Source organism: Pseudomonas sp. LG1E9, assembly GCF_003290225.1.
Lineage (GTDB): Bacteria > Pseudomonadota > Gammaproteobacteria > Pseudomonadales > Pseudomonadaceae > Aquipseudomonas > Aquipseudomonas cyclaminis.
Genome location: NZ_CP029983.1, coordinates 4,272,967 through 4,299,376 on the forward strand (window position 1 = coordinate 4,272,967; position 26,410 = coordinate 4,299,376).

The 26,410-nt window shown below is 60.5% G+C and carries 31 protein-coding genes; 18 read left to right on the top strand and 13 right to left on the bottom strand.

Going from position 1 to position 26,410, the window contains the following annotated elements:
- Positions 1-28 precede the first annotated feature (28 nt).
- From DNK50_RS19405 to DNK50_RS19415, 3 genes are all read left to right on the top strand, one after another.
- On the top strand, positions 29-1,018 hold the full coding sequence (locus tag DNK50_RS19405) for a 2-hydroxyacid dehydrogenase (RefSeq protein ID WP_112195863.1): 990 nt from the start codon (positions 29-31) through the stop codon (positions 1,016-1,018).
- Positions 1,019-1,089: 71 nt separating this feature from the next.
- The gene (locus DNK50_RS19410; RefSeq protein WP_099586985.1) at positions 1,090-1,530 is read left to right on the top strand and encodes a hypothetical protein; all 441 of its coding nucleotides are present in this window, start codon (positions 1,090-1,092) and stop codon (positions 1,528-1,530) included.
- On the top strand, positions 1,527-1,931 hold the full coding sequence (locus DNK50_RS19415; RefSeq protein WP_112195865.1) for an META domain-containing protein: 405 nt from the start codon (positions 1,527-1,529) through the stop codon (positions 1,929-1,931). The genes DNK50_RS19410 and DNK50_RS19415 overlap by 4 nt, the downstream gene beginning before the upstream one ends.
- A gap of 65 nt (positions 1,932-1,996) precedes the next feature.
- On the opposite strand, the gene DNK50_RS19420 is transcribed toward DNK50_RS19415, so the two are convergent.
- The gene (locus DNK50_RS19420; protein WP_112195867.1) at positions 1,997-2,458 is read right to left on the bottom strand and encodes a TlpA disulfide reductase family protein; all 462 of its coding nucleotides are present in this window, start codon (positions 2,456-2,458) and stop codon (positions 1,997-1,999) included.
- Positions 2,459-2,573: 115 nt separating this feature from the next.
- Between DNK50_RS19420 and arsC the strand changes: the two genes are divergently transcribed.
- The 3 genes from arsC to DNK50_RS19435 are packed head-to-tail and all read left to right on the top strand — an operon-like array spanning position 2,574 to position 3,935.
- Positions 2,574-2,927 (top strand): arsenate reductase (glutaredoxin), encoded by a 354-nt coding sequence (gene arsC, locus DNK50_RS19425; RefSeq protein WP_112195869.1) that lies wholly within the window; start codon positions 2,574-2,576, stop codon positions 2,925-2,927.
- Positions 2,924-3,538: an NAD(P)H:quinone oxidoreductase gene (gene wrbA, locus DNK50_RS19430; RefSeq protein ID WP_112195870.1), complete on the top strand. Its 615-nt coding sequence runs from the start codon at positions 2,924-2,926 to the stop codon at positions 3,536-3,538. Before arsC ends, wrbA begins: the two co-directional genes overlap by 4 nt.
- Positions 3,522-3,935 (top strand): DUF2069 domain-containing protein, encoded by a 414-nt coding sequence (locus DNK50_RS19435; RefSeq protein WP_112196968.1) that lies wholly within the window; start codon positions 3,522-3,524, stop codon positions 3,933-3,935. The genes wrbA and DNK50_RS19435 overlap by 17 nt, the downstream gene beginning before the upstream one ends.
- 39 nt (positions 3,936-3,974) lie before the next feature.
- Here the strand turns inward: DNK50_RS19435 and DNK50_RS19440 are convergent, their stop codons facing one another.
- Positions 3,975-4,646, bottom strand: coding sequence for a DNA-3-methyladenine glycosylase I (locus tag DNK50_RS19440; protein ID WP_099586990.1), 672 nt, complete (start codon positions 4,644-4,646; stop codon positions 3,975-3,977).
- A 68-nt stretch (positions 4,647-4,714) separates the two neighbouring features.
- The gene (gene ttcA, locus DNK50_RS19445; RefSeq protein WP_112195872.1) at positions 4,715-5,539 is read right to left on the bottom strand and encodes a tRNA 2-thiocytidine(32) synthetase TtcA; all 825 of its coding nucleotides are present in this window, start codon (positions 5,537-5,539) and stop codon (positions 4,715-4,717) included.
- A 266-nt stretch (positions 5,540-5,805) separates the two neighbouring features.
- On the opposite strand from ttcA, the gene DNK50_RS19450 reads away from it, so the two are divergent.
- Both DNK50_RS19450 and DNK50_RS19455 read left to right on the top strand, forming a co-directional pair.
- Complete coding sequence (locus DNK50_RS19450) at positions 5,806-6,408, top strand: Yip1 family protein (protein WP_032889661.1); 603 nt, start codon at positions 5,806-5,808, stop codon at positions 6,406-6,408.
- Between the two features lie 128 nt (positions 6,409-6,536).
- Positions 6,537-7,031, top strand: a complete 495-nt coding sequence (locus DNK50_RS19455; protein WP_032890037.1) for a SprT family zinc-dependent metalloprotease — start codon at positions 6,537-6,539, stop codon at positions 7,029-7,031.
- A gap of 40 nt (positions 7,032-7,071) precedes the next feature.
- On the opposite strand, the gene DNK50_RS19460 is transcribed toward DNK50_RS19455, so the two are convergent.
- Positions 7,072-8,235, bottom strand: coding sequence for a CaiB/BaiF CoA-transferase family protein (locus tag DNK50_RS19460; protein ID WP_112195874.1), 1,164 nt, complete (start codon positions 8,233-8,235; stop codon positions 7,072-7,074).
- A 159-nt stretch (positions 8,236-8,394) separates the two neighbouring features.
- Between DNK50_RS19460 and tusD the strand changes: the two genes are divergently transcribed.
- The 6 genes from tusD to DNK50_RS19490 all read left to right on the top strand — a co-directional run bounded on the left by tusD (position 8,395) and on the right by DNK50_RS19490 (position 11,831).
- On the top strand, positions 8,395-8,787 hold the full coding sequence (gene tusD, locus DNK50_RS19465) for a sulfurtransferase complex subunit TusD (RefSeq protein ID WP_112195876.1): 393 nt from the start codon (positions 8,395-8,397) through the stop codon (positions 8,785-8,787).
- 1 nt (position 8,788) lies between these two features.
- Complete coding sequence (gene tusC, locus DNK50_RS19470) at positions 8,789-9,139, top strand: sulfurtransferase complex subunit TusC (protein ID WP_112195878.1); 351 nt, start codon at positions 8,789-8,791, stop codon at positions 9,137-9,139.
- The gene (tusB, locus tag DNK50_RS19475; protein ID WP_112195880.1) at positions 9,139-9,417 is read left to right on the top strand and encodes a sulfurtransferase complex subunit TusB; all 279 of its coding nucleotides are present in this window, start codon (positions 9,139-9,141) and stop codon (positions 9,415-9,417) included. Before tusC ends, tusB begins: the two co-directional genes overlap by 1 nt.
- A complete protein-coding gene (locus tag DNK50_RS19480) occupies positions 9,414-9,749 on the top strand; it encodes a TusE/DsrC/DsvC family sulfur relay protein (RefSeq protein ID WP_099586995.1) in 336 nt (111 codons plus the stop codon). Before tusB ends, DNK50_RS19480 begins: the two co-directional genes overlap by 4 nt.
- On the top strand, positions 9,746-10,747 hold the full coding sequence (locus DNK50_RS19485) for a glycosyl transferase family protein (protein WP_112195882.1): 1,002 nt from the start codon (positions 9,746-9,748) through the stop codon (positions 10,745-10,747). Before DNK50_RS19480 ends, DNK50_RS19485 begins: the two co-directional genes overlap by 4 nt.
- An 88-nt stretch (positions 10,748-10,835) precedes the next feature.
- Complete coding sequence (locus DNK50_RS19490; RefSeq protein WP_112195884.1) at positions 10,836-11,831, top strand: glutathione S-transferase family protein; 996 nt, start codon at positions 10,836-10,838, stop codon at positions 11,829-11,831.
- 105 nt (positions 11,832-11,936) lie between these two features.
- Here DNK50_RS19490 and cysG read toward each other — a convergent pair whose 3' ends face one another.
- Genes cysG through DNK50_RS19520 form a run of 6 tightly spaced genes read right to left on the bottom strand, consistent with a single transcriptional unit; the run spans position 11,937 to position 19,435 of the window.
- Positions 11,937-13,331, bottom strand: coding sequence for a siroheme synthase CysG (cysG, locus tag DNK50_RS19495; protein WP_112195886.1), 1,395 nt, complete (start codon positions 13,329-13,331; stop codon positions 11,937-11,939).
- Positions 13,332-14,612 (bottom strand): serine--tRNA ligase, encoded by a 1,281-nt coding sequence (gene serS, locus DNK50_RS19500; RefSeq protein ID WP_099586999.1) that lies wholly within the window; start codon positions 14,610-14,612, stop codon positions 13,332-13,334.
- A gap of 16 nt (positions 14,613-14,628) precedes the next feature.
- Positions 14,629-15,003, bottom strand: coding sequence for a fluoride efflux transporter CrcB (crcB, locus tag DNK50_RS19505; protein ID WP_112195888.1), 375 nt, complete (start codon positions 15,001-15,003; stop codon positions 14,629-14,631).
- Positions 15,000-16,325 (bottom strand): replication-associated recombination protein A, encoded by a 1,326-nt coding sequence (locus DNK50_RS19510; RefSeq protein WP_112195890.1) that lies wholly within the window; start codon positions 16,323-16,325, stop codon positions 15,000-15,002. Before DNK50_RS19510 ends, crcB begins: the two co-directional genes overlap by 4 nt.
- Positions 16,326-16,348: 23 nt before the next feature.
- Positions 16,349-16,972: an outer membrane lipoprotein chaperone LolA gene (gene lolA, locus DNK50_RS19515; protein ID WP_112195892.1), complete on the bottom strand. Its 624-nt coding sequence runs from the start codon at positions 16,970-16,972 to the stop codon at positions 16,349-16,351.
- A gap of 54 nt (positions 16,973-17,026) precedes the next feature.
- Positions 17,027-19,435 (bottom strand): DNA translocase FtsK, encoded by a 2,409-nt coding sequence (locus DNK50_RS19520; RefSeq protein WP_099587003.1) that lies wholly within the window; start codon positions 19,433-19,435, stop codon positions 17,027-17,029.
- Positions 19,436-19,931: 496 nt separating this feature from the next.
- On the opposite strand from DNK50_RS19520, the gene aat reads away from it, so the two are divergent.
- The 3 genes from aat (at position 19,932) to infA (ending at position 21,695) form a co-directional block, all read left to right on the top strand.
- Complete coding sequence (aat, locus tag DNK50_RS19525; protein ID WP_099587004.1) at positions 19,932-20,612, top strand: leucyl/phenylalanyl-tRNA--protein transferase; 681 nt, start codon at positions 19,932-19,934, stop codon at positions 20,610-20,612.
- A gap of 56 nt (positions 20,613-20,668) precedes the next feature.
- The gene (locus DNK50_RS19530) at positions 20,669-21,376 is read left to right on the top strand and encodes an arginyltransferase (protein ID WP_099587005.1); all 708 of its coding nucleotides are present in this window, start codon (positions 20,669-20,671) and stop codon (positions 21,374-21,376) included.
- Positions 21,377-21,476: 100 nt separating this feature from the next.
- Positions 21,477-21,695 carry a translation initiation factor IF-1 gene (infA, locus tag DNK50_RS19535; protein WP_002553999.1) on the top strand — a complete coding sequence of 73 codons (219 nt, stop codon included), beginning with the start codon at positions 21,477-21,479 and terminating at the stop codon, positions 21,693-21,695.
- 183 nt (positions 21,696-21,878) lie between these two features.
- Here the strand turns inward: infA and clpA are convergent, their stop codons facing one another.
- Both clpA and clpS read right to left on the bottom strand, forming a co-directional pair.
- Positions 21,879-24,149, bottom strand: a complete 2,271-nt coding sequence (gene clpA / locus DNK50_RS19540) for an ATP-dependent Clp protease ATP-binding subunit ClpA (protein ID WP_078743290.1) — start codon at positions 24,147-24,149, stop codon at positions 21,879-21,881.
- A gap of 29 nt (positions 24,150-24,178) precedes the next feature.
- The gene (gene clpS / locus DNK50_RS19545; RefSeq protein WP_010567912.1) at positions 24,179-24,547 is read right to left on the bottom strand and encodes an ATP-dependent Clp protease adapter ClpS; all 369 of its coding nucleotides are present in this window, start codon (positions 24,545-24,547) and stop codon (positions 24,179-24,181) included.
- A gap of 225 nt (positions 24,548-24,772) precedes the next feature.
- Here clpS and cspD point away from each other — a divergent pair, with 225 nt between their 5' ends.
- Positions 24,773-25,036 carry a cold shock domain-containing protein CspD gene (gene cspD / locus DNK50_RS19550; protein ID WP_099587039.1) on the top strand — a complete coding sequence of 88 codons (264 nt, stop codon included), beginning with the start codon at positions 24,773-24,775 and terminating at the stop codon, positions 25,034-25,036.
- A gap of 82 nt (positions 25,037-25,118) precedes the next feature.
- Here cspD and icd read toward each other — a convergent pair whose 3' ends face one another.
- Complete coding sequence (icd, locus tag DNK50_RS19555) at positions 25,119-26,375, bottom strand: NADP-dependent isocitrate dehydrogenase (protein ID WP_099587006.1); 1,257 nt, start codon at positions 26,373-26,375, stop codon at positions 25,119-25,121.
- Positions 26,376-26,410: the final 35 nt, after the last annotated feature.

Sequence of the window (26,410 nt, forward strand, 5' to 3'; positions counted from 1 at the left end):
AATTGATAAATAGCAGGGAGCATTTTCAATGCGCGTGATTCTTTTCAGCAGCCAGACCTACGACCGCGACAGCTTCCTCGGCGAGCCGCTGCCACCGGGCCTGTCGCTGCAATTCCAGCCTGCCCGGCTCACTCTCGACACCGTGGCCCTGGCCGAACATCACGAGGTGGTCTGCGCCTTTATCAACGACGACCTCAGCGCCCCGGTGCTGGAACACTTGGCCAAAGGCGGTACCCGGCTGATTGCCCTGCGTTCGGCGGGTTACAACCATGTCGACCTCGCCGTCGCCAGGCGCCTGGGCCTGAGCATCGTGCGCGTGCCAGCCTACTCGCCCCATGCGGTCGCGGAGCACGCTGTCGCGCTGATCCTCGCCCTCAACCGCCGCTTGCATCGGGCCTACAACCGCACCCGCGATGGTGACTTCAGCTTGCACGGCCTCACCGGTTTCGACCTGGCGGGCAAGACGGTCGGTGTGGTCGGTACCGGGCAGATCGGCGCGACATTTGCCAGAATCATGGCCGGGTTCGGATGTACGCTGCTCGCCTACGACCCCTTCCCCAATCCGCAGGTCCAGGCCTTGGGCGCGCAGTACGTGAGCCTGCCCGAGTTGCTCGCGCAAGCGCAGATCATCAGCCTGCACTGCCCGCTGACCACCGACAGTAAACACTTGATCAATGCCCGTGCCCTGGCACAGATGCAGCCCGGCGCGATGCTGATCAATACCGGTCGCGGCGGTCTGGTGGATACGCCGGCATTGATCGAAGCGCTCAAGGACGGCCAACTCGGTTATCTGGGGCTGGATGTCTACGAAGAAGAAGCCCAGCTGTTTTTCGAGGACCGTTCGGATATGCCTCTGCAAGACGACGTGCTTGCGCGCCTGCTGACCTTCCCCAACGTGATCATCACCGCGCACCAGGCGTTCCTCACCCGCGAAGCCCTGGCGGCCATTGCCGGCACCACCCTGGCCAACATTGCTGCATGGGCTGATGGCCGGGCGCAGAACCTTGTCGAAGGTTGATCAGCGGTCACATACCAGGCTCATGATGAGCAGGCACCCGTGATAGGATGCCGCGCCTATTTGGAGGATCCATGGCCGAACACGATTTCCGCTTCAGCTTGCTGAGCCCGCAACACACCCTGATCGAATGCCGCGCCCTGGTGCCGGGCCGTTACCAGGTCACCGGCAACGGTGGTTCGATCAAGCACGGCGACGTGTTGATCGTCACCCTGCGCGGCAGTAAAACCCTGTCGATGCGCCTGACCGTCGAAGGCGATGCGCGCTACTCCATCCGCCCGGCGGGCCAATGGGTCGCCATGGCCCAAGGGCCTAAATTCGGCGAGCTGGAGATTCACACCTGGAAGGTCAACTGCGACAGCTGCGACACCGTGCTGGAGTTTGAATTCGCGGTGGAAACCAAGCTGAGCAAGGAGCCGCTGCAGCCTGCCGCCAACGCGCGCATCAAGGAACTGGGCTGGGCCAGCGAAGGCGACAAGCACCGCTGCCCGAAATGCCAGAAGGCTGCGCAATGAAAGGCCTGCTTCTGCTCGCCGCCGTCGGCGCGGCACTGAGCGGCTGTGCCGGTGATGCGGTCAAGCTCAAGCAGGATCACAGTTACGTGGTGGAGTGGATTGGTGAGCGGCCGTTGATGGACTACGCCCACCTGACCGTCACCCTCGGCGCCGATGGTCGCGCCTACGGCAATGGCGGTTGCAACCACTGGTTTGCGCCATACACCGTCGAGGGCGACAAGCTCAGCTTCGGCAAGCTCGGCAGCACCCGCAAGCTCTGCGCCGAGGCCCTGATGGAGCAGGAACACCGCTTCTTCCAGGCTCTGCAAGCCGTACAGCGCTGGGATATCTCGCCGATCGAGCAGACGCGCTTCTGGCCGGCCGAGGGCAAGCCGATTCGCCTGTGGCCCGAAGAGGGCTGATCCCGACTCTGTGACTAAATGTGGGCGGGGCAAGCCCGATCCCACATTTGTTTGGAGTTGCTGCTTTAACCGCGCAAGGCCTTGAGTTTGGCCAGTACGCCTTCCGCGGTCTGCTCGCCCATCAACTGCTCACGCACCTTGCCCTTGTCATCGATGATGTAAGTCACCGGCAGGGCCTCGCTGCGCGGAATGTCGAAGATCCCGTCCGGATTCTGTGCCAGCACGGTGAACTTGATGCCCAGCTTGTCGCTGGCGGCTTTCAGTTCCTCCCCCTGCACGTTATCGAAATTGACCCCGAATACCCCGACGTTCTGTGCTTTGAGCTGCTCGGCCAAGGCATTGAGCTCAGGGATTTCCGTGCGGCATGGGCCACACCATTCTGCCCAGTAGTTGACCACCAGCCATTGCTTGTCGAGGCGCTCGGCCGCGACTTTCTGGCCATACTGGTCAACGCCATAGTCATTGCCGCAGCCGCTGAGCAGCAAAGTTGAAATGATCGCCAATGCACCGATCAGTCGACGTGTCATGGGGTAATCCTTCGCAAAAATGAACGTTGGCTGCGACCTATCGCCTCTTACGGTTTAAGGACGGGGCGCAGCGCGGGTAGAATACCCGCCACCTTACGCAAGATGCGACCCGCACATGACCGATCTGACGCTTTATCACAACCCGCGCTGCTCGAAATCCCGCGGTGCGCTCGAACTGCTTGAAGCCCGCGGCCTTGCCCCAACCGTGGTGCGCTACCTGGAAACCCCGCTGGACGCGGCGCAAATCAAGGCCTTGCTGGCCAAACTGGGCCTCAGCGCCCGTCAGTTGCTGCGCACTGGCGAAGACGAATACAAAAGTCTCAACCTGGCCGACGCCACCCTCAGCGAAACCCAACTGATCGCAGCCATCGCCGAACACCCCAAGCTGATGGAACGCCCGATCCTGGAAACCGCCGACAAAGCCATCATTGGCCGCCCACCAGAAAGCGTACTGGAGATTCTGCCGTGACCACACCGTATGTGCTGGTGCTGTATTACAGCCGCAACGGCTCGGTCAGCGAAATGGCCCGGCATATTGCCCGGGGGATCGAGCAAGGCGGTATGGAAGCGCGTTTGCGCACCGTGCCGGCGATCTCCACCGAATGCGAAGCCGTGGCGCCGAGCATTCCGGACGAAGGCGCGTTGTACGCCAGCCTCGATGATTTGAAAAACTGCTCAGGCCTGGCCCTGGGCAGCCCGACGCGCTTCGGCAACATGGCCGCGCCGCTCAAGTACTTTATTGATGGCACGAGCAACCTGTGGCTCACCGGCGCTCTGGTCGGCAAGCCTGCTGGCGTGTTCACCTCCACCGCCAGCCTGCACGGCGGCCAGGAAACCACGCTGATGTCGATGCTGCTGCCGCTGTTGCACCACGGCATGTTGATCACCGGCCTGCCCTACAGCGAACAGGCATTGCTCGACACCCAGGGCGGCGGCACGCCTTATGGCGCCAGCCACCATGCCGGGCCGGACGGCAAGCGCATGCTCGATCAACACGAAATCGCCCTGTGCCGGGCATTGGGCTTGCGCCTGGCTACCACCGCCACGCTGCTGGAGAATGGCCGTGGCCAAAAAGCCTAAAGTCCTGCCGCCCCAGGCGTGGCTGGAGCCGCGTGTAAAGGCGGCACGCGCATTGAGCCTGCTGGCATTTTTTGCCCTGGTGGGCTTGCTGTGCGGGTATTACCTGTTCGTCGCCGACCTGCACGGCGCACGCCCGTGGGTGATCCTGCTGATCGAGCTGGCGCCGCTGCTGTTGCTGGCGCCGGGCATGATCAGCGGCAGTGCGCGGGGGCATTCGTGGATGTGCTTTGCGGTGAACCTGTATTTCATCAAGGGCGCGCTGGCGGCGTACGACCCGAACCGCCAGTGGTTCGGGGTGCTGGAGATGCTGACGAGTCTGGCGGTGTTTTGCACGGCGCTGTTGTATGTGCGGTGGCGGCATCAGTTGGATCGGCGGTTGGCAGCCAATCACCCGTAGCTGTCGAGCGCTACGGGGGGTGTTACTTATCGCGTCGGCTCAGTGGTTGACGGTGTAGGCCAGCATCATCGACAACTGGCACATAGGTCGCCCGCTCTCGGCATGCCACTGGTTGAACGCGCCCTGCACCGTCGCCAGATCCCGCAGGCTGGTCGGCGCCTTGTCGACGATTTTCTGCGCATTCAATGCTGCCACCACGTCATCACTCGGCACAAACGTATCCTTACCCACCATCCGCAAGAAGCGCGGCGCCGACAGCCCGCCCAACTGGTGGCCGTGCTTGCTCAGGTACTTCCACAGCCCGACGATGTCGGTGACCGGCCAGTCGGCGATAAACGCGCCGAAGCTGCCTTTTTCTAGCTCGATGTCCAGCATCATCTGCGCGTTGCGCGGCACGCTCTTGAGCTTGCCCAGGTGACGGATGATCCGCGTGTCCTGCATCAGGCGTTCCAGGTGCTCGGCGCCCATCAGCACGACTTTTTCCGGGTCGAAGCCGAAGAACACTTGTTCGAACGCCGGCCATTTGGCGTCCACCACGCTGTGCTTTAAACCGGCGCGAAACACTCGCAGCGCCAGGGTCGACAGATAACGGTCATCACTGATCTTGCGCAATTGCGCCGGTGTTTTGGGCACCGGCAGGTGGGCTTCCAGTTGAGCCGCTGAACCAAAGCGGTTCAGACAATATTCGTGCAGCCACTTGTAATCGCGCATGCCCTCTCCTGGGGATTGAAAATGAAAACGGCGCCCGTAAGCGCCGTCTTTCAGAGCGTTGAGTTGCGTCAGAGGTTCACTACGTTGACGAAGCGCGAGGCGGCCGTCTCGTCGATTTTCAGGCTGGTGAAGTCAAACAGGTTGCGGTCGGCCAATTGTGATGGCTGTACGTTCTGCAAGCTGCGGAAAATACTTTCGGTGCGCCCCGGCGTCTTGCGATCCCACTCCACCAGCATCTCCTTGACCACCTGGCGCTGCAGGTTTTCCTGGGAGCCGCACAGGTTGCACGGGATGATCGGGAATTGCTTGAAGTCGGAGTAGGCCTGGATGTCCTTCTCGTTGCAATACGCCAGCGGGCGGATGACTACGTTGCGCCCGTCATCGGCGCGCAGCTTGGGCGGCATGGCCTTGAGGGAGCCATTGAAAAACATGTTGAGAAAGAAGGTTTCGACGATGTCGTCGCGGTGGTGCCCCAGGGCCATCTTGGTCGCACCGATTTCATCGGCAAAGGTGTAGAGCGTGCCACGGCGCAGGCGCGAGCACAGCGAGCAGGTGGTCTTGCCTTCCGGGATCAACTCCTTGACCACCGAGTAGGTGTCTTTCTCGACGATGTGGTACTCGACGCCCAGGGCTTTCAGGTAGGCCGGCAGCACGTGCTCCGGGAAGCCTGGTTGTTTCTGGTCCATGTTGACGGCGACGATCTCGAACTTGATTGGCGCGACCTTTTGCAGGTGCAGCAGCACGTCAAGCAGGGTGTAACTGTCTTTGCCGCCGGAGAGACAGACCATGACCTTGTCGCCGTCCTCGATCATGTTGAAATCGGCGACCGCTTCACCGGCCAGGCGACGCAGGCGTTTTTGTAGTTTGTTCTGGTTGACCGTAAGAGTGCCCATGGCGCTTGGATCCGCTGCTGGTGTGTGACGAAAAGCCGGGTATCTTACCGATTTCGAGTCCCCACATTCAATGTAGGCCAGCATTCCAATCTGCGATTAGGCCCACTGTTTACAGTGCGATTTGCTCTAAAGCCCCTACAGTTATTCAGGTCATCCCTTCCTATACTGCGACGTGAGGTCGCACATCTATATCCAGACCTTTCAGGCCAATTGGCCCGTGGGCGCTCCGATGGGGGGCGATGGCAATAACGACAGGAGTGACTGGCATGATCCATCACGTCGTGGGGCTTTTTACCCATCCCGACCAGGAATGGCGGGAAATCCGTGGCGATAAAGAAGAAAGCATCGGCCACATGTACCTCACTCACACGCTGATTCTCGCGGCGATCCCTGCGATATCAGCGTTTATCGGCACCACCCAGGTGGGCTGGGTCATCGGTAACCGGGCGCCGGTGATGCTGACCCAGGAAAGTGCGTTGTGGATGACCATCATGTCCTATGCCGCCATGCTCGGCGGCGTGGCGGTGATGGGCGCGTTCATTCACTGGATGGCCCGTACCTACGACGCCAACCCCAGCATGGCGCGCTGCGTGGCTTTTGCGACCTACACCGCCACACCTCTGTTTATCGGCGGGCTGGCGGCGCTTTACCCACATATGTGGCTGGGCATGGTCGTGGGCACGGCGGCAATCTGCTACACGGTGTACTTGCTGTATGTAGGCCTGCCGACGTTCATGAACATCGACCCGGACGAGGGCTTCCTGTTTTCCAGCTCGGTACTGGCTGTAGGCCTGGTGGTCCTGGTGGCGATCATGGCGTTTACCGTTATCGTCTGGGGCCTGGGTGTTGGCCCGATCTACACCAACTGACCTCACAACCCCTCAGGCAAGGCCACCGCAAGGTGGCTTTGTGCGTTATGCATGACCATTCGGCACCTGACAGATTCGGAAACAACCGGCTTTGCGGCATACTGGGCCTCTCTGGAGATAGGTACAGCATGCCCGAGCAACTCAATACCCGCGTCGAAGATTGTTTCCTGCAAGCCGAATCCTTTTTCAAACGAAGCTTCAAGCGCCCCCAGGTCAGCCTCAAGCTGCGGGGCCAGAAAGCCGGTGTCGCGCATCTGCACGAGAACCTGCTGCGCTTCAACCCACAGTTGTACCGAGAAAACAGTCAACATTTCCTCAAGCAGACCGTGGCCCATGAAGTGGCGCACCTGATCGCCCATCAATTGTTCGGTGAGCGCATCCAGCCCCATGGCGAGGAATGGCAGTTAATCATGCGCGGGGTCTACGAACTGCCGCCAGACCGCTGCCACACCTATGCCGTGCAGCGTCGCCAGGTGACCCGCTATATCTACCGCTGCCCGTGTGCCGATAGCGACTTCCCGTTTTCGTCGCAGCGTCATGGCATGGTGGCTCAGGGACGGCGGTATTTGTGTCGGCGGTGTCGGCAGACCCTGGTGTTTACCGGGGAAACCCGGGTGGAGTGAGGGCCAAATCGGGGGGCCGCCCCCGATAGCGCCGGGTCAGTCACCCAACCACCTTGGCCCGCCGCAGTTCCGCTATTCGCTGAGCGCTGAGGCCCAACTCCGCCAACACCTCATCACTGTGCACCCCCACCGCCACACCAATATGTCTCGGCGCCGGCAACCCCTCGGAAAACTTCAGCGGGCAAGCCAGCTGCGCCTGGGTCGAACCATCGCCCCTCGGCACCTGGCTGACCAACGCCCGCGCCTTCAACTGCGGGTGTTCAACGGCCTCGCTCAGGCTCAACACTGGCTCTACACACGCATCCACACCGGCAAATAACTCGCACAGCTCATCAAAGCTGCGCTTTTCGAATTCGACTTGCAGCGCCCGCTTGAGCGCAGGATCGAGGCCCAGTGCCGCCAGCTCCGGCCGCCCGAACGCCGCGCACAGTCGCTGCATAAACGCCGGCTCCAGGCTGCCCACCGACATCCAGCGCCCATCACGCGAGCGGTAATAGTCATAGAAACTGCCGCCATTGAGCACATGGGTTTCCCTTTCCGGCTGCACGCCGCAGGCCAGGTAACTCGCGCCAGCCATCGCGTTCAGGCTGAATGAGCAGTCGGTCATGCTCACATCCAGGTATTGACCGACACCCGTCTGCTGGCGAGCAATGACCGCTGCGAGCAAACCCACCACGGCATGCAACGAGCCGCCGCCCACATCCGCCAACTGCACGCCCAACGGCAGCGGCCCGCTGTCCTGGCGCCCGGTGTAGCTGGCCACGCCCGCCAGTGCCAGGTAGTTGATATCGTGGCCGGCGCGATCCTTATACGGGCCGGTCTGGCCATACCCGGTGATCGACACATAAATCAGGCGGGGGTTGAGCGCTTTCAAGGCCTCATACCCCAGGCCCAGGCGCTCCATCACGCCGGGGCGAAACTGTTCGAGCACGATGTCGTAGTTCTTGACCAGCGCCCTTACGATGTCCGGGGCCTCAGCCTGCTTGAGGTCCAGCGCCAGGCTGCGTTTATTGCGATTGAGGTAGGCGTGGCTCGCCGAGGTGCCTTGGTCATGGGGTGGCAGCACGCGCAGCAGGTCCATGCGCGTGGGCGATTCGATACGCAGCACCTCGGCCCCCATGTCCGCCAGCATCAACGAAGCAAACGGGCCAGGCAGCAAGGTGGAAAAATCCAGCACTTTGAGGGACGCCAAGGGACCTGACATTTGGGGGCTCCACTTTCGCTTCGAATGCTCACAGACTAGGCAGCCTTACGCCTACCGGCAATCGTCAGAACAATCACCGACAGTGACCGTTTTGATCACGGCGGGCTTTTTCGCGGCGGCGGCTTTATCATTGGCCCACGTTTGCTTGCCGAGTGTTCCATGAAGTTCGCGATTGCCCTGTATTCCGCCGCCCATGCGCCCTCCTCGCGCCGCGCCCTGCTGTTCGCACAGGCCGCGCTGGCCGGCGGGCATGAGATTGTGCGGTTGTTTTTTTATCAGGATGGCGTGTACAGCGCGTCCAATAACGTTGTCGCGCCCCAGGATGAGCAAGACATCGCCCGCCAATGGCGTGAGTTTGTCAGCACTCATCAGCTGGACGGCGTGGTGTGCATCGCCGCTGCCCTGCGCCGTGGCGTGCTCAACAGCGAAGAAGCCACGCGCTATCAACGCAGCGCGGTCAACCTGGATGCGCCGTGGGCGCTGTCAGGCCTTGGGCAATTGCATGATGCGATCCAGGATGCCGACCGCCTGATCTGTTTTGGAGGGCCGTGAGATGTCCAGATCCCTATTGGTGATCAGCCGCCAGGCGCCGTGGTCCGGGCCGAGCGCGCGGGAAGCGCTGGATATCGTGCTGGCCGGCGGCGCGTTTGATCTGCCCATCGGCTTGCTGTTCATGGATGACGGTGTGTTCCAACTGGCGCCGTGCCAAGCCGCCAAAGCCGTGCAACAGAAAGACCTGAGTGCCAATCTGCAGGCCCTGGGCCTGTTCGGCATTGATGACGTGTTCGCCTGCGACCACAGCCTGTCCGCACGCGGGCTGCCGCCACCCGCCAACGCGCAGTCGCTGGACAGCCAAGCCATTTCCCAACTGATTGACCGTTACGACCAGGTGATTACCCTCTGATGTCGACTCTACATGTGGTGTCTCATTCCCCGTTTACCGACAGCCGCCTCGACAGCTGCCTGCGCATCTGTGGCGCCGGGGACGCAATCCTGCTGTGTGGTGACGGCGCCTACGGCCTGCACACGCCCGCCCTGCAAACCAAAGGCGTGAAGGTGTTTGTGCTGGCCGAAGACATGCAGGCGCGCAATCTGCCACTACCGGACTGGGCTGACAGCATGGACTATCCCGGTTTCGTGCAACTGTCGATCGACTACGACAAGGTCAACACCTGGCTATGAACACCCTGACCGTAGGCGAGCGCCGCCTCGAACTGGACAAGGACGGCTACCTGGTCGATCTGGACGACTGGTCCACCGAAGTCGCCAATGCCCTGGCCGCCGCCGACAACCTGGAGCTGACGCCGGCCCACTGGGAAATCCTCGAACTGTTGCGCGGGTTTTATGCCGAATTCCAGCTGTCCCCGGCCACGCGCCCGCTGATCAAATACACCGCCCTGAAACTTGGCCCGGAGAAGGGCAATAGCCTGCACCTCAACCAACTGTTCAACGGCACTCCCGCCAAACTCGCCGCCAAGCTGGCGGGCCTGCCCAGGCCGACGAATTGCTTATGACCGACTTTGCCCCACTGACCCTGCAAACCCCTGCCGAGCACCCGTTTGCGCCATTCGTGCGCATCCTGGGCAAAGGCAAGCGCGGCGCGCGTAACCTCACCCGCGAAGAAGCCCGTGAAGCCATGGGCATGCTGCTCGACGAAAAAGTCGAAGACACCCAACTGGGCGCCTTCCTGATGCTGCTGCGGCACAAGGAAGAAAGCGCGGAAGAACTTGCTGGCTTCACCGAAGCCGTGCGCGAACGCCTGGATGCCCCGGCACTGAACGTGGATATCGACTGGCCGACCTACGCCGGTAAAAAGCGCCACCTGCCGTGGTTTCTGCTGGCGGCCAAATGCCTGGCACAGAACGGCGTGCGCATCCTGATGCACGGTGGCGGCGCCCATACGGCGGGCCGGTTGTACACCGAACAATTGCTGCAAACCCTGCAAATTCCCCTGTGCCGCAACTGGCAGCAGGTCGGCACGGCGTTTGACCAGGGCAACCTGGCGTTCATCCCGCTGGGCGACTGGGCACCGCAGCTGCAACGCATGATCGATTTGCGCAACACCCTGGGCCTGCGCTCGCCGATCCACTCCCTGGCGCGGCTGCTCAACCCGTTGAACGCCCGTTGCGGCCTGCAAAGCATTTTCCATCCGGGCTATCAGGGCGTACACCGCGACGCCAGCGGCCTGCTTGGCGATAACGTGATTGTGGTGAAAGGCGACGGCGGCGAGATCGAGATCAACCCCGACACGATCAGCCACCTGTACGGCACTACCGGCGGCGAGAGCTGGGATGAAGAATGGCCCGCCCTCTCCGCCCAGCGCCATGTCAAACCGGCAACGCTGGAGACAGAGCATTTGAAAGCGCTGTGGCGCGGTGATGTGGAGGACAGCTACCCACAACTGGCGCTGATCGCCACCATGGCCCTGGCCTTGCGCGGCCTGGGCCACCCACGGGAGCAGGCGTTCGAATTGGCCCGGCAGTATTGGGCTGCGCGGGATAAATCGATTTAATCGATCATTCACCCGCAGTCTTTGCGCTTTTAGTTCGAACTCATCCCTTTAGACTGGGCTCCAACGCTTATTAGCCAAGGAGCCAGTCATGGGTTTGCTGATCGAAGGACACTGGAAAGACCAGTGGTACGAAAGTAGCGCAGACGGCGCTTTCCAACGCGAACAGGCGCAGCGCCGCCACTGGGTGACGGCCGACGGCCAGCCTGGCCCGAGCGGCGATGGCGGCTTCAGGGCCGAGGCCGGTCGGTATCACCTCTATGTGTCCCTGGCCTGCCCATGGGCTCACCGCACCCTTATCCTGCGCAAGCTCAAAGGCCTCGAAAGCCTCATCGATGTGTCCGTGGTCAGCTGGCTGATGCTGGAAAACGGCTGGACCTTCGACAAGGCCCACGGCTCCACTGGCGACGCGCTGGATAATTTTGAATTCATGCACCAGCGCTACACCGCCGATACGGCCGACTACACCGGCCGCGTCACCGTGCCGGTGTTGTGGGACAAGCAGCTCCAACGCATCGTCAGCAATGAGTCGGCGGAGATCATCCGCATGTTCAACAGCGCGTTCAACGGGTTGACGGGCAACACCCTGGACTTCTATCCCGAGTCACTGCGCACAACCATCGACGCGCTGAACGAACGCATTTACCCGGCGGTGAACAACGGTGTGTATCGCGCAGGCTTTGCCACGTCGCAGCAGGCGTATGCAAGCGCGTTTGATGATGTGTTTGCCGAACTGGATGACCTGGAGCAGCACCTGAGCGACCATCGCTACCTGGCCGGTGAATACCTGACCGAGGCAGACGTGCGGCTGTTTACCACGCTGATTCGTTTTGATGCGGTGTACTACAGCCACTTCAAATGCAATCTGCGGCGGATTGCGGATTATCCAAACCTGTCGAACTGGCTGCGGGAGTTGTATCAGTGGCCTGGGGTGGCCGAGACGGTGGATTTCGAGCACATCAAGGGGCACTACTATGCGAGCCATCGGACGATCAATCCGACGGGGATTGTGCCGAAAGGGCCGTTGCAGAGGTTTGATGCCGAGCATGATCGTCGGCGCTTGAATGGTTCAGGGGTTTTGAGCTGATCCAGGAGATGGTTGTGTCTGAGGGACTCATCGGGGGCAAGCCCCCTCCCACATTTGGAATGCATTTTAATGTGGGAGGGGACTTGCCCCCGATGCTTTCAGGGCTCACACCTGAGACTGGGCGCCTTCAAACCACTTGAGCTTCTCGCGCAACACCACCACCTCACCCACGATCACCAATGTCGGCGCATGCACTTCATGCTCCGCCACCATGCGTGGCAAGTCGGCCAGGGTACCGGTGAACACACGCTGGTTCGAGGTGGTGCCCTGCTGGATCAACGCTGCCGGTGTATCAGCGGCGCGACCGTGCTTGATCAGTTGCTCGCAGATGATCGGCAAGCCAATCAGGCCCATGTAGAACACCAGCGTCTGCGACGGCCCCACCAGATCCTGCCAGGGCAGATCCGACGTACCGTTTTTCAGGTGCCCGGTGATAAAGCGCACCGATTGCGCGTAATCGCGATGGGTCAGCGGAATCCCGGCATACGCCGCGCAGCCACTGGCCGCTGTAATCCCTGGCACTACCTGGAACGGGATGCCATGGGCCGCCAATTCCTCGATTTCTTCGCCACCACGCCCAAAGATGAACGGATCGCCACCCTTGAGGCGCAGCACGCGCTTGCCTTGCTTGGCCAGATCCACCAATTGCTGGTTGATCTGGTCCTGCGGCACGGCATGGTCGGCGCGACGCTTGCCGACATACACCCGCTCGGCATCACGACGGCACAGCTCAAGAATCGCCGGGGCGACCAGGCGGTCGTACAGCACCACATCGGCTTGCTGCATCAGACGCAGCGCACGGAAGGTCAACAGGTCAGGATCGCCTGGGCCTGCGCCCACCAGGTAAACCTCACCCGGCGCGTACGGCGGTGCACCGTTGACCTTTTCAATCAATAAACGCTCAGCCTCATCGCCCTGCCCGGCCAACTGACGGTCGGCAATCGGGCCCTGGAACACTTCTTCCCAGAACGCCCGACGTTGCTGCACATCCGGGTACAAACCTTTGACCTGGGCACGAAAACGCGCCGCCAACCCGGCCAATTGACCATAAGTCGATGGAATCCAGGTTTCCAGCTTGGCGCGGATCAAGCGTGCCAGCACCGGCGCATCGCCGCCGCTGGACACCGCAATCACCAACGGCGAGCGGTCGACAATCGCCGGGAAGATCACGCTGCACAAGGCCGGCGCGTCCACCACGTTGACCGGTACACAGCGACGCTTGGCATCACTGGATACTTGCGCATTGAGTGGCTCGTCGTCCGTCGCGGCGATGATCAGGGTGCAACCATCAAGGTCGGGCTCCTGATAACCACGCACGTTCAGTTCCCCGCCACTGCCCAGCACCAATTCACGCAACTGGTCTTCGATCTGAGGAGCAACCACCCGCAGCACTGCGCCGGCGTCGGCCAGCAGCCGGGACTTGCGCAAGGCAATTTCCCCGCCACCAACGACCAATACACGGCTGCCGCGCAGGTTATGAAACAGCGGCAGAAATTCCATTTAGCCGATGACCTCAACGCCGGCCATGTACGGCTTGAGCACTTCAGGCACACGGATCGAACCGTCAGCCTGCTGGTAGTTTTCCAACACCGCCACCAGGGTACGGCCTACGGCCAGGCCCGAACCATTGAGGGTGTGCACCAGTTCCGGCTTGCCGGTTTCCGGGTTACGGAAACGCGCCTGCATGCGACGGGCCTGGAAATCACCGCAGTTGGAGCACGACGAAATCTCGCGGTACTTGTCCTGGCTCGGCACCCACACTTCCAGATCGTAGGTCTTCACGGCGCTGAACCCCATGTCGCCCGTGCACAGAGCCAGCACGCGGTACGGCAGCTCCAGCAGTTGCAGCACGCGCTCGGCGTTGGCGGTCAGGCCTTCCAGGGCTTCCATGGAGGTCGACGGCTCGACCACTTGCACCATCTCGACCTTGTCGAACTGGTGCTGGCGGATCATGCCACGGGTGTCACGCCCCGATGCGCCGGCTTCACTGCGAAAGCACGGGCTGTGGGCCACGAACTTGAGTGGCAGTTGCTTGGCGTCGAGGATCTCGCCAGCGACGATATTGGTCAGCGACACTTCGGCGGTCGGGATCAGGTACAGGTCGGCTTCGCCGTCGCGGCTGATCTTGAACAGGTCTTCTTCGAACTTCGGCAACTGGCTGGTACCCATCAGCGCCGGACCTTGCACCAGATAAGGGGTGTAGGCCTCTTCGTAGCCGTGCTCGCCGGTGTGCAGGTTGATCATGAACTGCGCCAGGGCACGGTGCATGCGCGCGATCGGTCCGCGCAGCAACGCAAAGCGCGCGCCGGACATCTTGGCGGCGGTTTCGAAATCCAGGCCACCGGTCAATTCGCCCAGGGCAACGTGGTCCTTGATCTCGAAGTCAAAGGCTTTGGGCGTGCCCCAGCGGCGGACTTCGACGTTGCCGTCTTCGTCTTCACCCACTGGCACAGATTCATGCGGAATGTTGGGGATGCCCAGCAGGATCGAATCCAGCTCGGACTGAATGCCCTCCAGCTCGACCTTGCCGTCGGACAGCTCGGTGCCCATGCGCTCGACGTCCGCCATCAGCGGCGCGATGTCTTCGCCGCGCTGCTTGGCCTGACCGATGGATTTGGAACGCGCATTACGCTCAGCCTGCAGTGCTTCGGTGCGGGTCTGGACGGTCTTGCGCTGTTCTTCCAGCGCTTCGATGCGCGCAACATCCAAGGCAAAGCCACGGGATGCCAGGCGGTCCGCTACGTCCTGAAGGTTGCTACGTAACAGTTTGGAATCGAGCATGTCGGTCTCTCGTTTATCAAAGTTTGGTCAAGGACAGGCCAGCCCAGGTCGCGAGCAGCCCGCCGAATACACTGATGGCAGCGTAGCCAATCGCCAGCGGCATTTGCCCGCTTTCCAGCAGGCGTACGGTATCCAGTGAAAAGGATGAAAAGGTCGTCAGGCCGCCAAGAAAGCCAACCATCAGCCCGGCGCGCACCTCAATCGGTACTTCGGGACGCACCAGGAACAGGCCGTATAAAACGCCGATCAACAGGCAGCCCACGATATTAACGGCCAGCGTCGCGGTATAGAAGTGCTTGGGCCAATTCGCGCTGATCCAATTAGCCGTCGCAAAGCGCAGCAGTGTACCCGCGATACCGCCCGCCGAGACGGCGACCACCAAGGGAATCATGATTTTCTCCGCTGCTTGGGACTTAAACGATCGAGTGCGGCCAGATGATTGAGCTTCTCGCCGATCTTCAGCTCAAGGCCACGGGGCACCGGCTGGTAGAGCGGCAACGGCTCAAGCTCATCGGGGAAGTAGTCTTCACCGGCGGCATAGGCATCCGGCTCATCGTGGGCATAGCGATATTCGTCGCCGTAGCCGAGCTGTTTCATCAATTTGGTCGGCGCATTGCGCAAGTGCAACGGCACTTCGAGGGAGCCGTATTCGGCCGCGGCACGCAGCGCCGACTTGAAGCCCATGTACACCGCGTTGCTTTTCGGCGCGCAGGCCAGGTAGGTGATGGCCTGGGCCACCGCCAACTCGCCTTCCGGGCTGCCGAGGCGCTCCTGCACGTCCCAGGCGGCGAGGCACAGGCTCAGTGCGCGCGGATCGGCGTTGCCGATGTCTTCGCTGGCCATGCGCACCACGCGGCGCGCCAGGTACAACGGATCGCAACCGCCGTCGATCATGCGCGCAAACCAGTACAACGCGCCGTCCGGGTTGGAGCCGCGCACGGATTTGTGCAGCGCCGAGATCTGGTCGTAGAAAGCTTCGCCGCCCTTGTCGAAGCGCCGGCGCGTGTCGCCGAGCAGGCTTTGCAGCAGGTCGACGCCAATCTCGCTGCCGTCTTCGGCAAGGTCGGATGCGTTCTCCAGCAGGTTGAGAAAACGGCGACCGTCGCCATCGGCAGCGGTGAGCAGAATCTTGAAGCCTTCTTCGCTGACACTCAGCTGGCGCTTGCCCAGGCCCTTGTCTTCACTCAAGGCGCGGTGCAGCAGCTTTTGCATCGCCGCCTCGTCGAGGCTCTTGAGCACATACACGCGAGCCCGCGACAGCAACGCGTTGTTCAGTTCGAACGAGGGGTTTTCGGTGGTGGCGCCAATAAAGATCAGCGTGCCGTCTTCAACGTAGGGCAGGAAGGCATCCTGCTGCGACTTGTTGAAGCGATGCACTTCGTCGACAAACAGGATGGTGCGCTTGCCGTATTGCCCGGCCTGCTGCTTGGCGACGTCCACCGCCTGGCGGATTTCCTTGACCCCGGCCAGCACCGCAGACACCGTTTCGAAGTGTGCATCCGAGACTTTCGCCAGCAGCCGCGCCAGGGTGGTTTTACCCACGCCCGGTGGCCCCCAGAAAATCATCGAGTGCAGTGCGCCCTGCTCCAGGGCTTCGCGCAATGGCTTGCCGCGAGCGAGCAGGTGTTCCTGACCGACGTACTCATCCAGGTTGGTCGAACGCAAGCGTGCGGCCAAGGGTTGGGCAATCGGGTCACTTCGAAACAGGTCCATGGGCAGCGTTTGAAACCTCTGGTTTATTCCTGGATTACGTCGGCACCCTTGGGGATGTCGAACTTGAACTTGGAAGCCGGCACCGGCTGGTTGGCCTTGACCCCGGAGAACAGGATATCGGTGCGCTGGCCGACGCTGTCGATCAGGCGCATGTTGTTGATCACGCCATTGCCGAACGACAGGGACAGCGTGTCAAACAGCGTGTCCTTGGATTTGGGCTTGAGGGTGAATTCGATCACGTTGCTGGTTTGCTTGGAGGTGATATCGAAGCTGTCGTTGATCTTCGACACGTCGCCCGACAGCAACAGCGCCGGCGTCTGGTTCAGGCGTGGGTCGAGCTTCTTGATGGTCGCCTGCTCCAGGTCCGGGTCCCACAGCGTAACTTTCTGGCCGTCCGAGACGATGGTCTGCTCGGCCTTGCCTTCGGTGTGCCAGTAGAACAGCCCCGGGCGCTGCACGGCCATTTCCCCTGCCGTTTCCTGCAAGCGAGTACCGCCGGCATCCAGGGTCAGTTGGGAAAAACGTGCGGTCAGGGTCTGGGATTTGTCCAACAGGTTCTTCAGGCTGGCGACGGAGGCCGGGTCAGCGTGAGCCGAAACAGCGGTCAGGGCCAGTGCCGGCAACAACAGCATGCGGATAAAGCGCATGGGAGTCCTCATTGAGTAGTCAGGGCGCGCCGCGTGCTGCCACGCGGCACGGAGTCAGTCGCGCATCTGCCCAGGGGCAATGATTTCACGCGAGCCGTTGGTGTTCATTGCGGTGACGACGCCGGCGTTTTCCATGGCTTCGATCATGCGGGCGGCGCGGTTGTAGCCGATCTTCAGCTTGCGCTGTACCGCAGAAATCGAGGCCCGGCGGCTTTCCAGCACAAATGCCACGGCTTCGTCGTACAGCGCGTCGGTCTCGGCATCATCGTCGCCACCGCTGCTGCCACCGTCGAAACCGCTGCCAGCTTCTTCAACGCCGGCAAGGATGTCATCGTTGTATTCAGGCGCGCCGCGCAGCTTCCAGGCTTCCACCACGCGGTGCACTTCATCGTCGGACACGAAAGCGCCGTGCACACGGATCGGCAGGCTGGTGCCCGGCGGCATGTAGAGCATGTCACCGTGGCCCAACAGTTGTTCGGCGCCGCCCTGGTCAATGATGGTCCGCGAGTCGATCTTGCTCGACACCTGGAACGCCATGCGCGTCGGGATGTTGGCCTTGATCAGGCCGGTGATCACGTCCACCGACGGCCGCTGGGTAGCAAGGATCAAGTGGATACCGGCCGCTCGCGCTTTCTGGGCGATACGGGCGATCAGCTCTTCAACCTTCTTGCCGACGATCATCATCATGTCGGCAAATTCGTCGACCACCACCACGATGGTCGGCAGCTTGCTCAGCAGCGGTGCTTCGTCGTGGATGCTTTCGCGCTTGTACAGCGGATCGGTCAGCGGCGTGCCGGCGTCCTGGGCTTCCTTGACCTTCGCGTTGAAGCCCGACAGGTTACGCACGCCCATCTTCGCCATTAGCTTGTAGCGGCGCTCCATCTCGGCAACGCTCCAGCGCAGGGCGTTGGCGGCGTCCTTCATGTCGGTGACCACCGGGCACAGCAGGTGCGGAATGCCTTCGTAGATCGACAGTTCGAGCATCTTCGGGTCGATCATGATCAGCTTGGCGTCTTCCGGGCCGGACTTGAACAGGATCGACAGGATCATCGCGTTCACCCCCACCGACTTACCGGAACCGGTGGTACCAGCAACCAGCAGGTGAGGCATTTTCGCCAGGTCAGTGATGACCGGCTTGCCGCCGATGTCATGGCCCAGGGCCAGGGTGACCGGCGATTTGAAGTTGTCGTATTCCGGCGTCGACAGCACTTCGGAGAAACGCACGATCTGGCGGTCTTCGTTGGGAATCTCGATACCCACGGTGGTCTTGCCGGGGATCACCTCCACCACGCGCACGCTGGTCACGGCCAGGGAGCGGGCCAAGTCCTTGGCCAGGTTGGAAATGCGGCTGACTTTTACACCGGCGGCCGGCTGGATTTCGTAACGGGTAATTACCGGGCCAGGGTGGATCGAGTCCACCGAGACTTCGACGCCGAATTCCTTGAGCTTGATTTCCAGCAGGTGGCCGACGGCCGCCAGGGATTCCGGTGAATAGTTGAGTTGTTTCTTTTCGGCCGGGTCGAGAATCGAGATCGGCGGCAAGGTGCCTTCCACGGCGCTGTCGATGAACAACGGCGCCTGTTTCTCTTTCTGCACGCGATGGCTTGGCTCGGGAGCCTTGGGCGGCGCCGGCGCAATCACCGGTGGCACCTGCTTCTCGCGGTCGGACATGTGCTTGCTCAGGGCCTGTTCGCGCTCGATAAGGCGCTCCTTGACCTTGGCCTGTTCGCGGCGGTCCGGTGTGCTCGGGGCCACGACCTCATTGATGCGGGTATCCACCTCGCGCAACTGGGCCACCATGCGCTTGCGATCGACACGGGCGGACCACCAACGGTTGGCGGCGCCTTGGAACAATTCGAGCAGGTCGAGGGTGATCTTGCCCGTCACATCCATCACCTTGAACCACGAGAGGTCGGTGAATACCGTGAGGCCGAACAGGAACAGCGCAATGAACATCAGGGTGCTGCCCTGGATATTCAGGGTCTTGCGTGCCAGGTCGCCAAGGCTTTCGCCCAGCGCCCCACCCGCGCCCGCCGGCAAACCGGTAGGCGCGTGGAAATGAATATGGGCCAGCGCCGCCCCGGAGAGCACCAGGAACACCAGGCCGATCAGGCGCCAGGAGAACAGCCAGCCACTCCATTGCCACGGCTCGTGACGCTGGCGGAAGATCTGCCAGGTCTTGATCGCCAGCAGCAACGGGAAGATGTAAGCGAAGTAACCCAGCACCATGAACAGGATATCGGCGCTGTAGGAACCCACCGGACCACCGAAGTTCTGCACGTCGTCGATCTTGCTGTTGTGGCTCCAGCCCGGATCGTCCTTGCCATAGGTGAGCAAGGCCATCATCAGGAACAGGCACAGCGCGCCGATCGCGATCAGCGCACCTTCCTTGAGTCGATAGTGCAGGTGCTGGCGCCAAGCCGGCACGACTGCTGCTTTAGGTGTTGCGGCGGATTTCTTCAAAACGGGTCTTTTCCTGCGCCTTTAGCGCGTCCATCTGTTGAATGACTGCAACTACTGCCCAATCCGAGCAGCTGAAAATAAACGAACGTCGTTGAATCTACGTTTAACGTCGGGCGATTGCGCAATGAAATGACGATAACGCCACAATGGCCGCATTGTACGGGTTTGTGTGCCTGATGCCACGCCACTTGGCTTTCTTCAGCCAGCATAGCCAATTGTGTGTCACAACATGTGCAATTTGAGCATGCATTGTCTTTGCTGACAAAGGCTTATGAGCTGTTTTTACCAATCCAGGCAAGCTTGGCAAATGGCCTGTATTGGCCGGCCCCGAATACGACCACACCCCCGGCATAGAGTTGCAGAAACACCCGCTCACGCTAATACGCAGCAATGGCGGATTCAAGCTGGCCCGATGGCGCTGCGTCGACAATAATCAGCACTGCCGAGGCGGGTGTCATACCTGCCACTCCCCTCCCCTTCCATAAGCCTGGATGCCATGCTGACCTGGTTGCAACGCGACACCCTGACCTTTCCACCGCTGGCCAAAGCCATGCGCGAACCCAATGGCCTGCTTGCCGCCGGCGGCGATCTATCGGCGGAGCGACTGGTCAAGGCCTACCGCCACGGCTGCTTCCCTTGGTTTTCGGAAGGTCAACCGATCCTTTGGTGGTCGCCAGACCCGCGCACGGTGATCTTCCCTGATGAACTCCACGTATCCCGCAGCCTGGGCAAGCTGTTACGCCAGCAGCGCTACACCGTGACATTCGACCAGGACTTCGCCGCCGTCATCCAGGCCTGCGCTGCGCCGCGCGCCTACGCCGATGGCACCTGGATCACCGAAGGCATCCAGAACGCCTACCTGGAGCTGCACAAGCGCGGCCATGCGCACTCGGTAGAGGTATGGGATGCAGGCGTGCTGGTGGGCGGCCTGTATGGCCTGGCGATGGGCCAGCTGTTTTTTGGCGAATCCATGTTCAGCCGCGCCGACAATGCCTCTAAATTTGGCTTCGCTACACTGACGCGACAATTACAGGCCTGGGGCTTTGTGCTGATCGACTGCCAGATGCCCAACGATCACCTGCACAGCCTGGGTGCCCGCGCCATTCCTCGCAGTGAGTTCGCCGGTTTTCTACGCGACCACCTGGACCAACCCAACACCGGGCCGTGGGTTTCTTAGGCGACATCCGCGCACCTGGCTTACACTTATTTCAAAGCTTATCCCGAGGGTTGATCATGACCGAGTTGGCGCGTTTGAAGTTTTATGCCACTCAAGCCCACTCTTGCAGCTATCTGCCAGACGAGCAGGCCACCACACTGTTCCTCGACCCCAGCCAACCGATGGACGTGCATGTGTATGCGGATCTTTCGGAAATGGGCTTTCGGCGTAGCGGCGACCATCTGTACCGACCCCATTGCCAGAACTGCAATGCCTGCGTGCCGGCGCGCCTCCCTGTGGCGCAGTTTCTGCCGGACCGCAACCAGAAGCGCATCCTCAAGCGCAATGTCGACTTGGTGGTGACATCGAGCAAGCCTCGGTTTACCGAAGAATACTTCGACCTTTACCAGCGCTATATCGAGCAACGCCACGCCGATGGCGATATGTTCCCACCAAGCCGCGACCAGTTCTCCACGTTTCTGGTGCGCGACCTGCCTTTTTCACGCTTCTATGAATTTCGTGCGGACGGTCGCCTGCTGGCCGTCGCCGTGACGGATTTGCTGCCTAACGGCCTGTCGGCGGTCTACACCTTCTACGAGCCGACCGAAGAGCGCCGCAGCCTGGGGCGCTTTGCGATCCTCTGGCAAATCGGCGAAGCACTGCGCCTGGAACTGGAGGCGGTTTACCTCGGATACTGGATCAAGAACTGCAAAAAGATGAGCTACAAGACCCAATATCGGCCCATAGAACTGCTGATTAATCAAAGATGGGTCACGCTTAACTAGAACCCCTTGGCTTAAACACCCTTTTTCGGGCACAATGCACGCCGCTTTTGCCTGGCGCAGTTGCACCGGGCCATTCACTGGATACCGAGGGCTTTACTGCATGTCGAAAGAAGACAGCTTCGAAATGGAAGGCACTGTCGTCGACACCCTGCCCAACACCATGTTTCGTGTGGAGTTGGAAAATGGGCACGTCGTAACCGCGCATATCTCCGGCAAGATGCGCAAGAACTACATTCGTATTCTTACCGGTGACAAAGTGCGCGTCGAGCTGACGCCCTATGACTTGAGCAAAGGGCGCATCACTTACCGCGCTCGCTAAGCAAGTCAATACAAAACGCCCGGTTATGCCGGGCGTTTTTGTGTGTGCGCCATTTATCTAGCACCACAAAACAATGTGGGAGGGGGCTTGCCCCCGATAGCGGCGTACCAGTCACTCGTGTAGCGACTGAAGCACTGCTATCGGGGGCAAGCCCCCTCCCACATTGGCGCCTGCGGTTATCGATCAGGCCATTTCTGCCGTGGTTTCGAACTCGAAGGTCAGCTCGCCGTCCTTCAGGTCAATATGCACCACGCCACCATGGTCCGAGAGTTCGCCAAACAGGATCTCTTCAGCGAGCGGCCGCTTGATCTTGTCCTGGATCAGACGCGCCATTGGGCGAGCGCCCATTGCTGCGTCGTAGCCACCCTCGGCGATCCAACTGCGCGCCGCTTCCGTGACATCCAGCTGCACGCGCTTGTCTTCCAACTGCGCCTGTAGCTCGGTGAGGAACTTGTCCACCACACTCTTGATAACCTCATGACTAAGGCGACCAAACTGGATAATGGTGTCCAGGCGGTTGCGGAACTCCGGCGTGAAGCTTTTCTTGATCACTTCCATCGCGTCAGAAGAGTGATCCTGATGCGTGAAGCCGATCGAAGCCCGCGCGGCCGTTTCAGCACCGGCGTTGGTGGTCATGATCACGATCACGTTGCGGAAGTCCGCCTTGCGTCCGTTGTTGTCAGTCAGGGTCCCGTGATCCATCACCTGCAACAGCAGGTTGAAGACTTCCGGGTGGGCCTTCTCGATTTCATCGAGCAGCAATACGCAATGTGGCTGCTTGGTGATTGCTTCGGTCAACAGACCGCCCTGATCGAAGCCAACATAGCCCGGAGGCGCGCCGATCAGGCGCGACACGGTGTGACGCTCCATGTACTCGGACATGTCGAACCGCACCAGCTCGATACCCATGGCCTTGGCCAACTGCCGCGCCGCTTCGGTCTTGCCGACACCGGTAGGCCCGGCAAACAGGAACGAGCCGACTGGCTTGTCCGGCGACTTGAGGCCCGCACGCGACAGCTTGATCGCGGTGGACAGCGCGTCGATGGCTGCATCCTGGCCGAACACCGTGAGCTTGAGGTCGCGCTCCAGATTACGCAGCAGCTCCTTGTCGGAGCTGTTGACGTGTTTTGGCGGAATCCGCGCAATCTTCGCCACGATGTCCTCGACCTGAGGCACGTCGATGCGCTTCACACGTTTCTCGACCGGTTGCAGGCGCTGATAGGCCCCCGCCTCGTCGATCACGTCGATGGCTTTGTCCGGCATGTGCCGATCATTGATGTAGCGTGATGCCAGCTCCGCAGCTGCGCGCAGCGCCTCATCGGTGTACTCGATACCATGGTGCGCTTCAAAACGCCCCTTGAGCCCGCGCAGGATGCTGATGGTGTCTTCAACCGACGGCTCGGAGACGTCGACCTTCTGGAAGCGACGGGCAAGGGCGCGGTCCTTCTCGAAGATGCCACGAAATTCCTGGAAAGTGGTGGAACCGATGCAGCGGATGTCACCCGACGACAGTAACGGCTTGAGCAGGTTGGACGCATCCATCACCCCACCGGAAGCCGCACCCGCACCAATGATGGTGTGGATCTCGTCGATGAACAGGATCGCCTGCGGGCGTTTTTTCAGCTCGCCGAGCAGCGCCTTGAAGCGCTTCTCGAAATCGCCACGGTACTTGGTCCCGGCGAGCAACGCGCCCAGATCAAGGGAGTAGACGACACTGTTGGCCAACAGGTCCGGCACCTGGTTGTCCACGATGCGCTTGGCCAGGCCTTCGGCAATCGCGGTCTTGCCCACGCCCGCCTCGCCTACCAGCAGCGGGTTGTTCTTGCGACGACGCGCGAGGATCTGCGCTACACGCTCGACCTCAAGCTCACGCCCCACCAGCGGATCGATCCGCCCCTGGCGCGCCAACTCGTTGAGGTTGCTGGCATAGGCATCCAGCGGGTTGCTTGAAGAAGAAGACTCACCGCCCTCGTCGTCCTGCATATCCTGCTCACCCTCGGAATGATCGCCGTGCCCAGGCACCTTGGAGATACCGTGGGCGATGTAGTTGACGACATCAATACGGGCAACGCTCTGCTGCTTGAGCAGGAACACTGCCTGGCTTTCCTGTTCGCTGAAGATCGCCACAAGCACATTGGCGCCTGTGACTTCACGCTTACCGGAGCTCTGTACGTGGAAAACAGCACGCTGCAATACCCGCTGGAAGCCCAGGGTTGGCTGGGTTTCGCGGTCCTCGTCATGCACGGGGATCAGTGGCGTGGTGGAGTCGATAAACTCCTGCAGGTCATGCTTGAGTTTGTCGAGGTTGGCGCCGCACGCACGCAAAACGGTGGCGGCAGCTTCGTTATCCAAAAGTGCCAGCAAAAGGTGTTCGACAGTCATGAATTCATGACGCTTCGAACGAGCCTCCTTGAAGGCAAGATTGAGGGTGACTTCGAGCTCGCGGTTTAACATAGCTTCACCTCATACCCAAGTGGTCGGCGTTAACCGTCCTTCTCGATTTCACAGAGTAGCGGATGCTGGCTTTCCCTGGCGTACTGGTTGACCTGCATGGCCTTTGTCTCGGCGATGTCACGGGTAAACACTCCACATACTGCCCGTCCTTCTGTGTGAACGGCCAGCATTACCTTGGTCGCCAACTCGCGGTTCAGGTTAAAAAACACCTCGAGTACTTCGACCACGAAATCCATCGGTGTGTAGTCATCATTGAACAAAACCACCTTGTACATCGGCGGCGCCTGTAAAGCAGGCTTGGCCTCCTGAACAGCAATGCCTGCAGAACCGTCGTCATCGTGTTCGTGATCCGGTCGATCCTGATTGAATGTTAGTCGAATCTGGCTGATTGCATGCATGGAAAGAAAGGTTCGTCAGTGGTTCAAATACAGTGGTGGGGGCGAGCTGTCAGAATTTCAACTCTGACCGACTGGTCGCCTTGACTATCGGCAAATCGGTGTTACAACCAATAGAACCCACAGTGGGTAAAAAAGGTCCGCGCAGTCAACCTTAATTTATTCGGGTTAGGACGGATAAACTGGATGATACTCCAGTGATGGAGTCTGGTGCAGAGGGAAATGGGTATGTCTGGCGTCAAGATCAGTGGCAAGGTCAAGTGGTTCAACAATGCCAAAGGATATGGCTTTGTGAATGAGGAAGGGAAAACCGAGGACCTTTTTGCTCATTTTTCAGCGATCAGCATGGACGGGTACAAAACGCTGAAGGCGGGCCAACCGGTAACCTTTGAAATCATTCAAGGACCGAAAGGGTTGCATGCTGTCAATATAACTGTAACACCGGAAAAAACCGCACCAGCGCATGCTCACGAGAAGAAACAACTGGCCTGATATCCGCCAACAAAATGTGCAGCTTGCGATAAAAAACGGCCACCCCAATCACGCTGGGGTGGCCGTTTTTATTCACCTGCTTTTACATATGCGAAATCAATGCATCACCAAAGCCCGACGACGAAACCAGCTTCGCCCCCTCCATCAAACGTTCGAAGTCATAGGTCACGGTCTTGGCCGCAATCGCGCCGTTGGTGCCCTTGATGATCAGGTCAGCCGCCTCGGTCCAACCCATATGGCGCAGCATCATTTCTGCCGACAGAATCAACGAGCCAGGGTTGACCTGATCCTTGCCTGCATACTTGGGCGCCGTACCATGGGTCGCCTCGAACATGGCAACGGTGTCAGACAGGTTAGCCCCCGGCGCAATGCCGATACCGCCCACTTCCGCCGCCAGGGCGTCGGACAGGTAGTCACCGTTCAGGTTAAGAGTGGCGATCACGTCGTACTCGGCGGGACGCAGCAGGATCTGTTGCAGCATGGCGTCGGCAATGGCGTCCTTGACCACCACATTCCTGCCGGTCTTCGGGTTCTTGAATTGCATCCAAGGCCCACCGTCGAGCAGCGTCGCACCGAACTCTTCGGCCGCCACTTCGTAGGCCCACTCCTTGAAGGCCCCTTCGGTGAACTTCATGATGTTGCCTTTGTGCACGATGGTCAGCGATTCGCGGTCGTTATCCACTACATACTGCAAGGCCTTGCGTGCCAGGCGCTTGGTGCCTTCCTTGGACACCGGCTTGACGCCGATCCCGCAATCCTGGTCGAAACGGATCTTGGTGACACCCATTTCCTCCTTGAGGAACTTGATCACCTTGATGGCTTCCGGCGAACCGGCTTTCCACTCGATGCCAGCGTAAATGTCTTCGGAGTTTTCGCGGAAGATCGTCATGTCCACGTCGCCAGGCTTCTTGACCGGGCTCGGCACACCTTCGAACCAGCGCACCGGGCGCAGGCAGACATAAAGGTCGAGTTGCTGACGCAGGGCCACGTTCAGCGAACGGATGCCACCCCCGACCGGCGTGGTCAGCGGCCCCTTGATGGACACCACATAATCCTTGACCGCATCCAGGGTTTCCTGGGGCAGCCAGGTGTCCTGGTCGTAGACTTGAGTCGCCTTTTCGCCGGCGTACACCTCCATCCACGAGATCTTGCGCTTGCCGCCGTAGGCCTTTTCAACAGCTGCGTCGACCACCTTGATCATCACCGGGCTGATGTCGACGCCAATACCGTCACCTTCGATGTAAGGGATGATCGGTTGGTCAGGAACATTGAGAGAATGGTCTGCATTGACGGTGATTTTGTCGCCGACTGCCGGAACCTGAATCTTCTTGTATCCCATGCTGAACTCCATCTATGGATTGAACATCTGGCTGC

Excerpts from the sequence above, each read along its gene's own strand:
- DNK50_RS19405 (WP_112195863.1), top strand. The coding sequence starts at position 29 with ATGCGCGTGATTCTTTTCAGCAGCCAGACCTACGACCGCGACAGCTTC.
- DNK50_RS19410 (WP_099586985.1), top strand. The coding sequence starts at position 1,090 with ATGGCCGAACACGATTTCCGCTTCAGCTTGCTGAGCCCGCAACACACC.
- DNK50_RS19415 (WP_112195865.1), top strand. The coding sequence starts at position 1,527 with ATGAAAGGCCTGCTTCTGCTCGCCGCCGTCGGCGCGGCACTGAGCGGC.
- DNK50_RS19420 (WP_112195867.1), bottom strand. The coding sequence starts at position 2,458 with ATGACACGTCGACTGATCGGTGCATTGGCGATCATTTCAACTTTGCTG.
- arsC (WP_112195869.1), top strand. The coding sequence starts at position 2,574 with ATGACCGATCTGACGCTTTATCACAACCCGCGCTGCTCGAAATCCCGC.
- DNK50_RS19440 (WP_099586990.1), bottom strand. The coding sequence starts at position 4,646 with ATGCGCGATTACAAGTGGCTGCACGAATATTGTCTGAACCGCTTTGGT.
- ttcA (WP_112195872.1), bottom strand. The coding sequence starts at position 5,539 with ATGGGCACTCTTACGGTCAACCAGAACAAACTACAAAAACGCCTGCGT.
- DNK50_RS19450 (WP_032889661.1), top strand. The coding sequence starts at position 5,806 with ATGATCCATCACGTCGTGGGGCTTTTTACCCATCCCGACCAGGAATGG.
- DNK50_RS19455 (WP_032890037.1), top strand. The coding sequence starts at position 6,537 with ATGCCCGAGCAACTCAATACCCGCGTCGAAGATTGTTTCCTGCAAGCC.
- DNK50_RS19460 (WP_112195874.1), bottom strand. The coding sequence starts at position 8,235 with ATGTCAGGTCCCTTGGCGTCCCTCAAAGTGCTGGATTTTTCCACCTTG.
- tusD (WP_112195876.1), top strand. The coding sequence starts at position 8,395 with ATGAAGTTCGCGATTGCCCTGTATTCCGCCGCCCATGCGCCCTCCTCG.
- tusC (WP_112195878.1), top strand. The coding sequence starts at position 8,789 with ATGTCCAGATCCCTATTGGTGATCAGCCGCCAGGCGCCGTGGTCCGGG.
- tusB (WP_112195880.1), top strand. The coding sequence starts at position 9,139 with ATGTCGACTCTACATGTGGTGTCTCATTCCCCGTTTACCGACAGCCGC.
- DNK50_RS19480 (WP_099586995.1), top strand. The coding sequence starts at position 9,414 with ATGAACACCCTGACCGTAGGCGAGCGCCGCCTCGAACTGGACAAGGAC.
- DNK50_RS19485 (WP_112195882.1), top strand. The coding sequence starts at position 9,746 with ATGACCGACTTTGCCCCACTGACCCTGCAAACCCCTGCCGAGCACCCG.
- DNK50_RS19490 (WP_112195884.1), top strand. The coding sequence starts at position 10,836 with ATGGGTTTGCTGATCGAAGGACACTGGAAAGACCAGTGGTACGAAAGT.
- cysG (WP_112195886.1), bottom strand. The coding sequence starts at position 13,331 with ATGGAATTTCTGCCGCTGTTTCATAACCTGCGCGGCAGCCGTGTATTG.
- serS (WP_099586999.1), bottom strand. The coding sequence starts at position 14,612 with ATGCTCGATTCCAAACTGTTACGTAGCAACCTTCAGGACGTAGCGGAC.
- crcB (WP_112195888.1), bottom strand. The coding sequence starts at position 15,003 with ATGATTCCCTTGGTGGTCGCCGTCTCGGCGGGCGGTATCGCGGGTACA.
- DNK50_RS19510 (WP_112195890.1), bottom strand. The coding sequence starts at position 16,325 with ATGGACCTGTTTCGAAGTGACCCGATTGCCCAACCCTTGGCCGCACGC.
- lolA (WP_112195892.1), bottom strand. The coding sequence starts at position 16,972 with ATGCGCTTTATCCGCATGCTGTTGTTGCCGGCACTGGCCCTGACCGCT.
- aat (WP_099587004.1), top strand. The coding sequence starts at position 19,932 with ATGCTGACCTGGTTGCAACGCGACACCCTGACCTTTCCACCGCTGGCC.
- DNK50_RS19530 (WP_099587005.1), top strand. The coding sequence starts at position 20,669 with ATGACCGAGTTGGCGCGTTTGAAGTTTTATGCCACTCAAGCCCACTCT.
- infA (WP_002553999.1), top strand. The coding sequence starts at position 21,477 with ATGTCGAAAGAAGACAGCTTCGAAATGGAAGGCACTGTCGTCGACACC.
- clpA (WP_078743290.1), bottom strand. The coding sequence starts at position 24,149 with ATGTTAAACCGCGAGCTCGAAGTCACCCTCAATCTTGCCTTCAAGGAG.
- clpS (WP_010567912.1), bottom strand. The coding sequence starts at position 24,547 with ATGCATGCAATCAGCCAGATTCGACTAACATTCAATCAGGATCGACCG.
- cspD (WP_099587039.1), top strand. The coding sequence starts at position 24,773 with ATGTCTGGCGTCAAGATCAGTGGCAAGGTCAAGTGGTTCAACAATGCC.
- icd (WP_099587006.1), bottom strand. The coding sequence starts at position 26,375 with ATGGGATACAAGAAGATTCAGGTTCCGGCAGTCGGCGACAAAATCACC.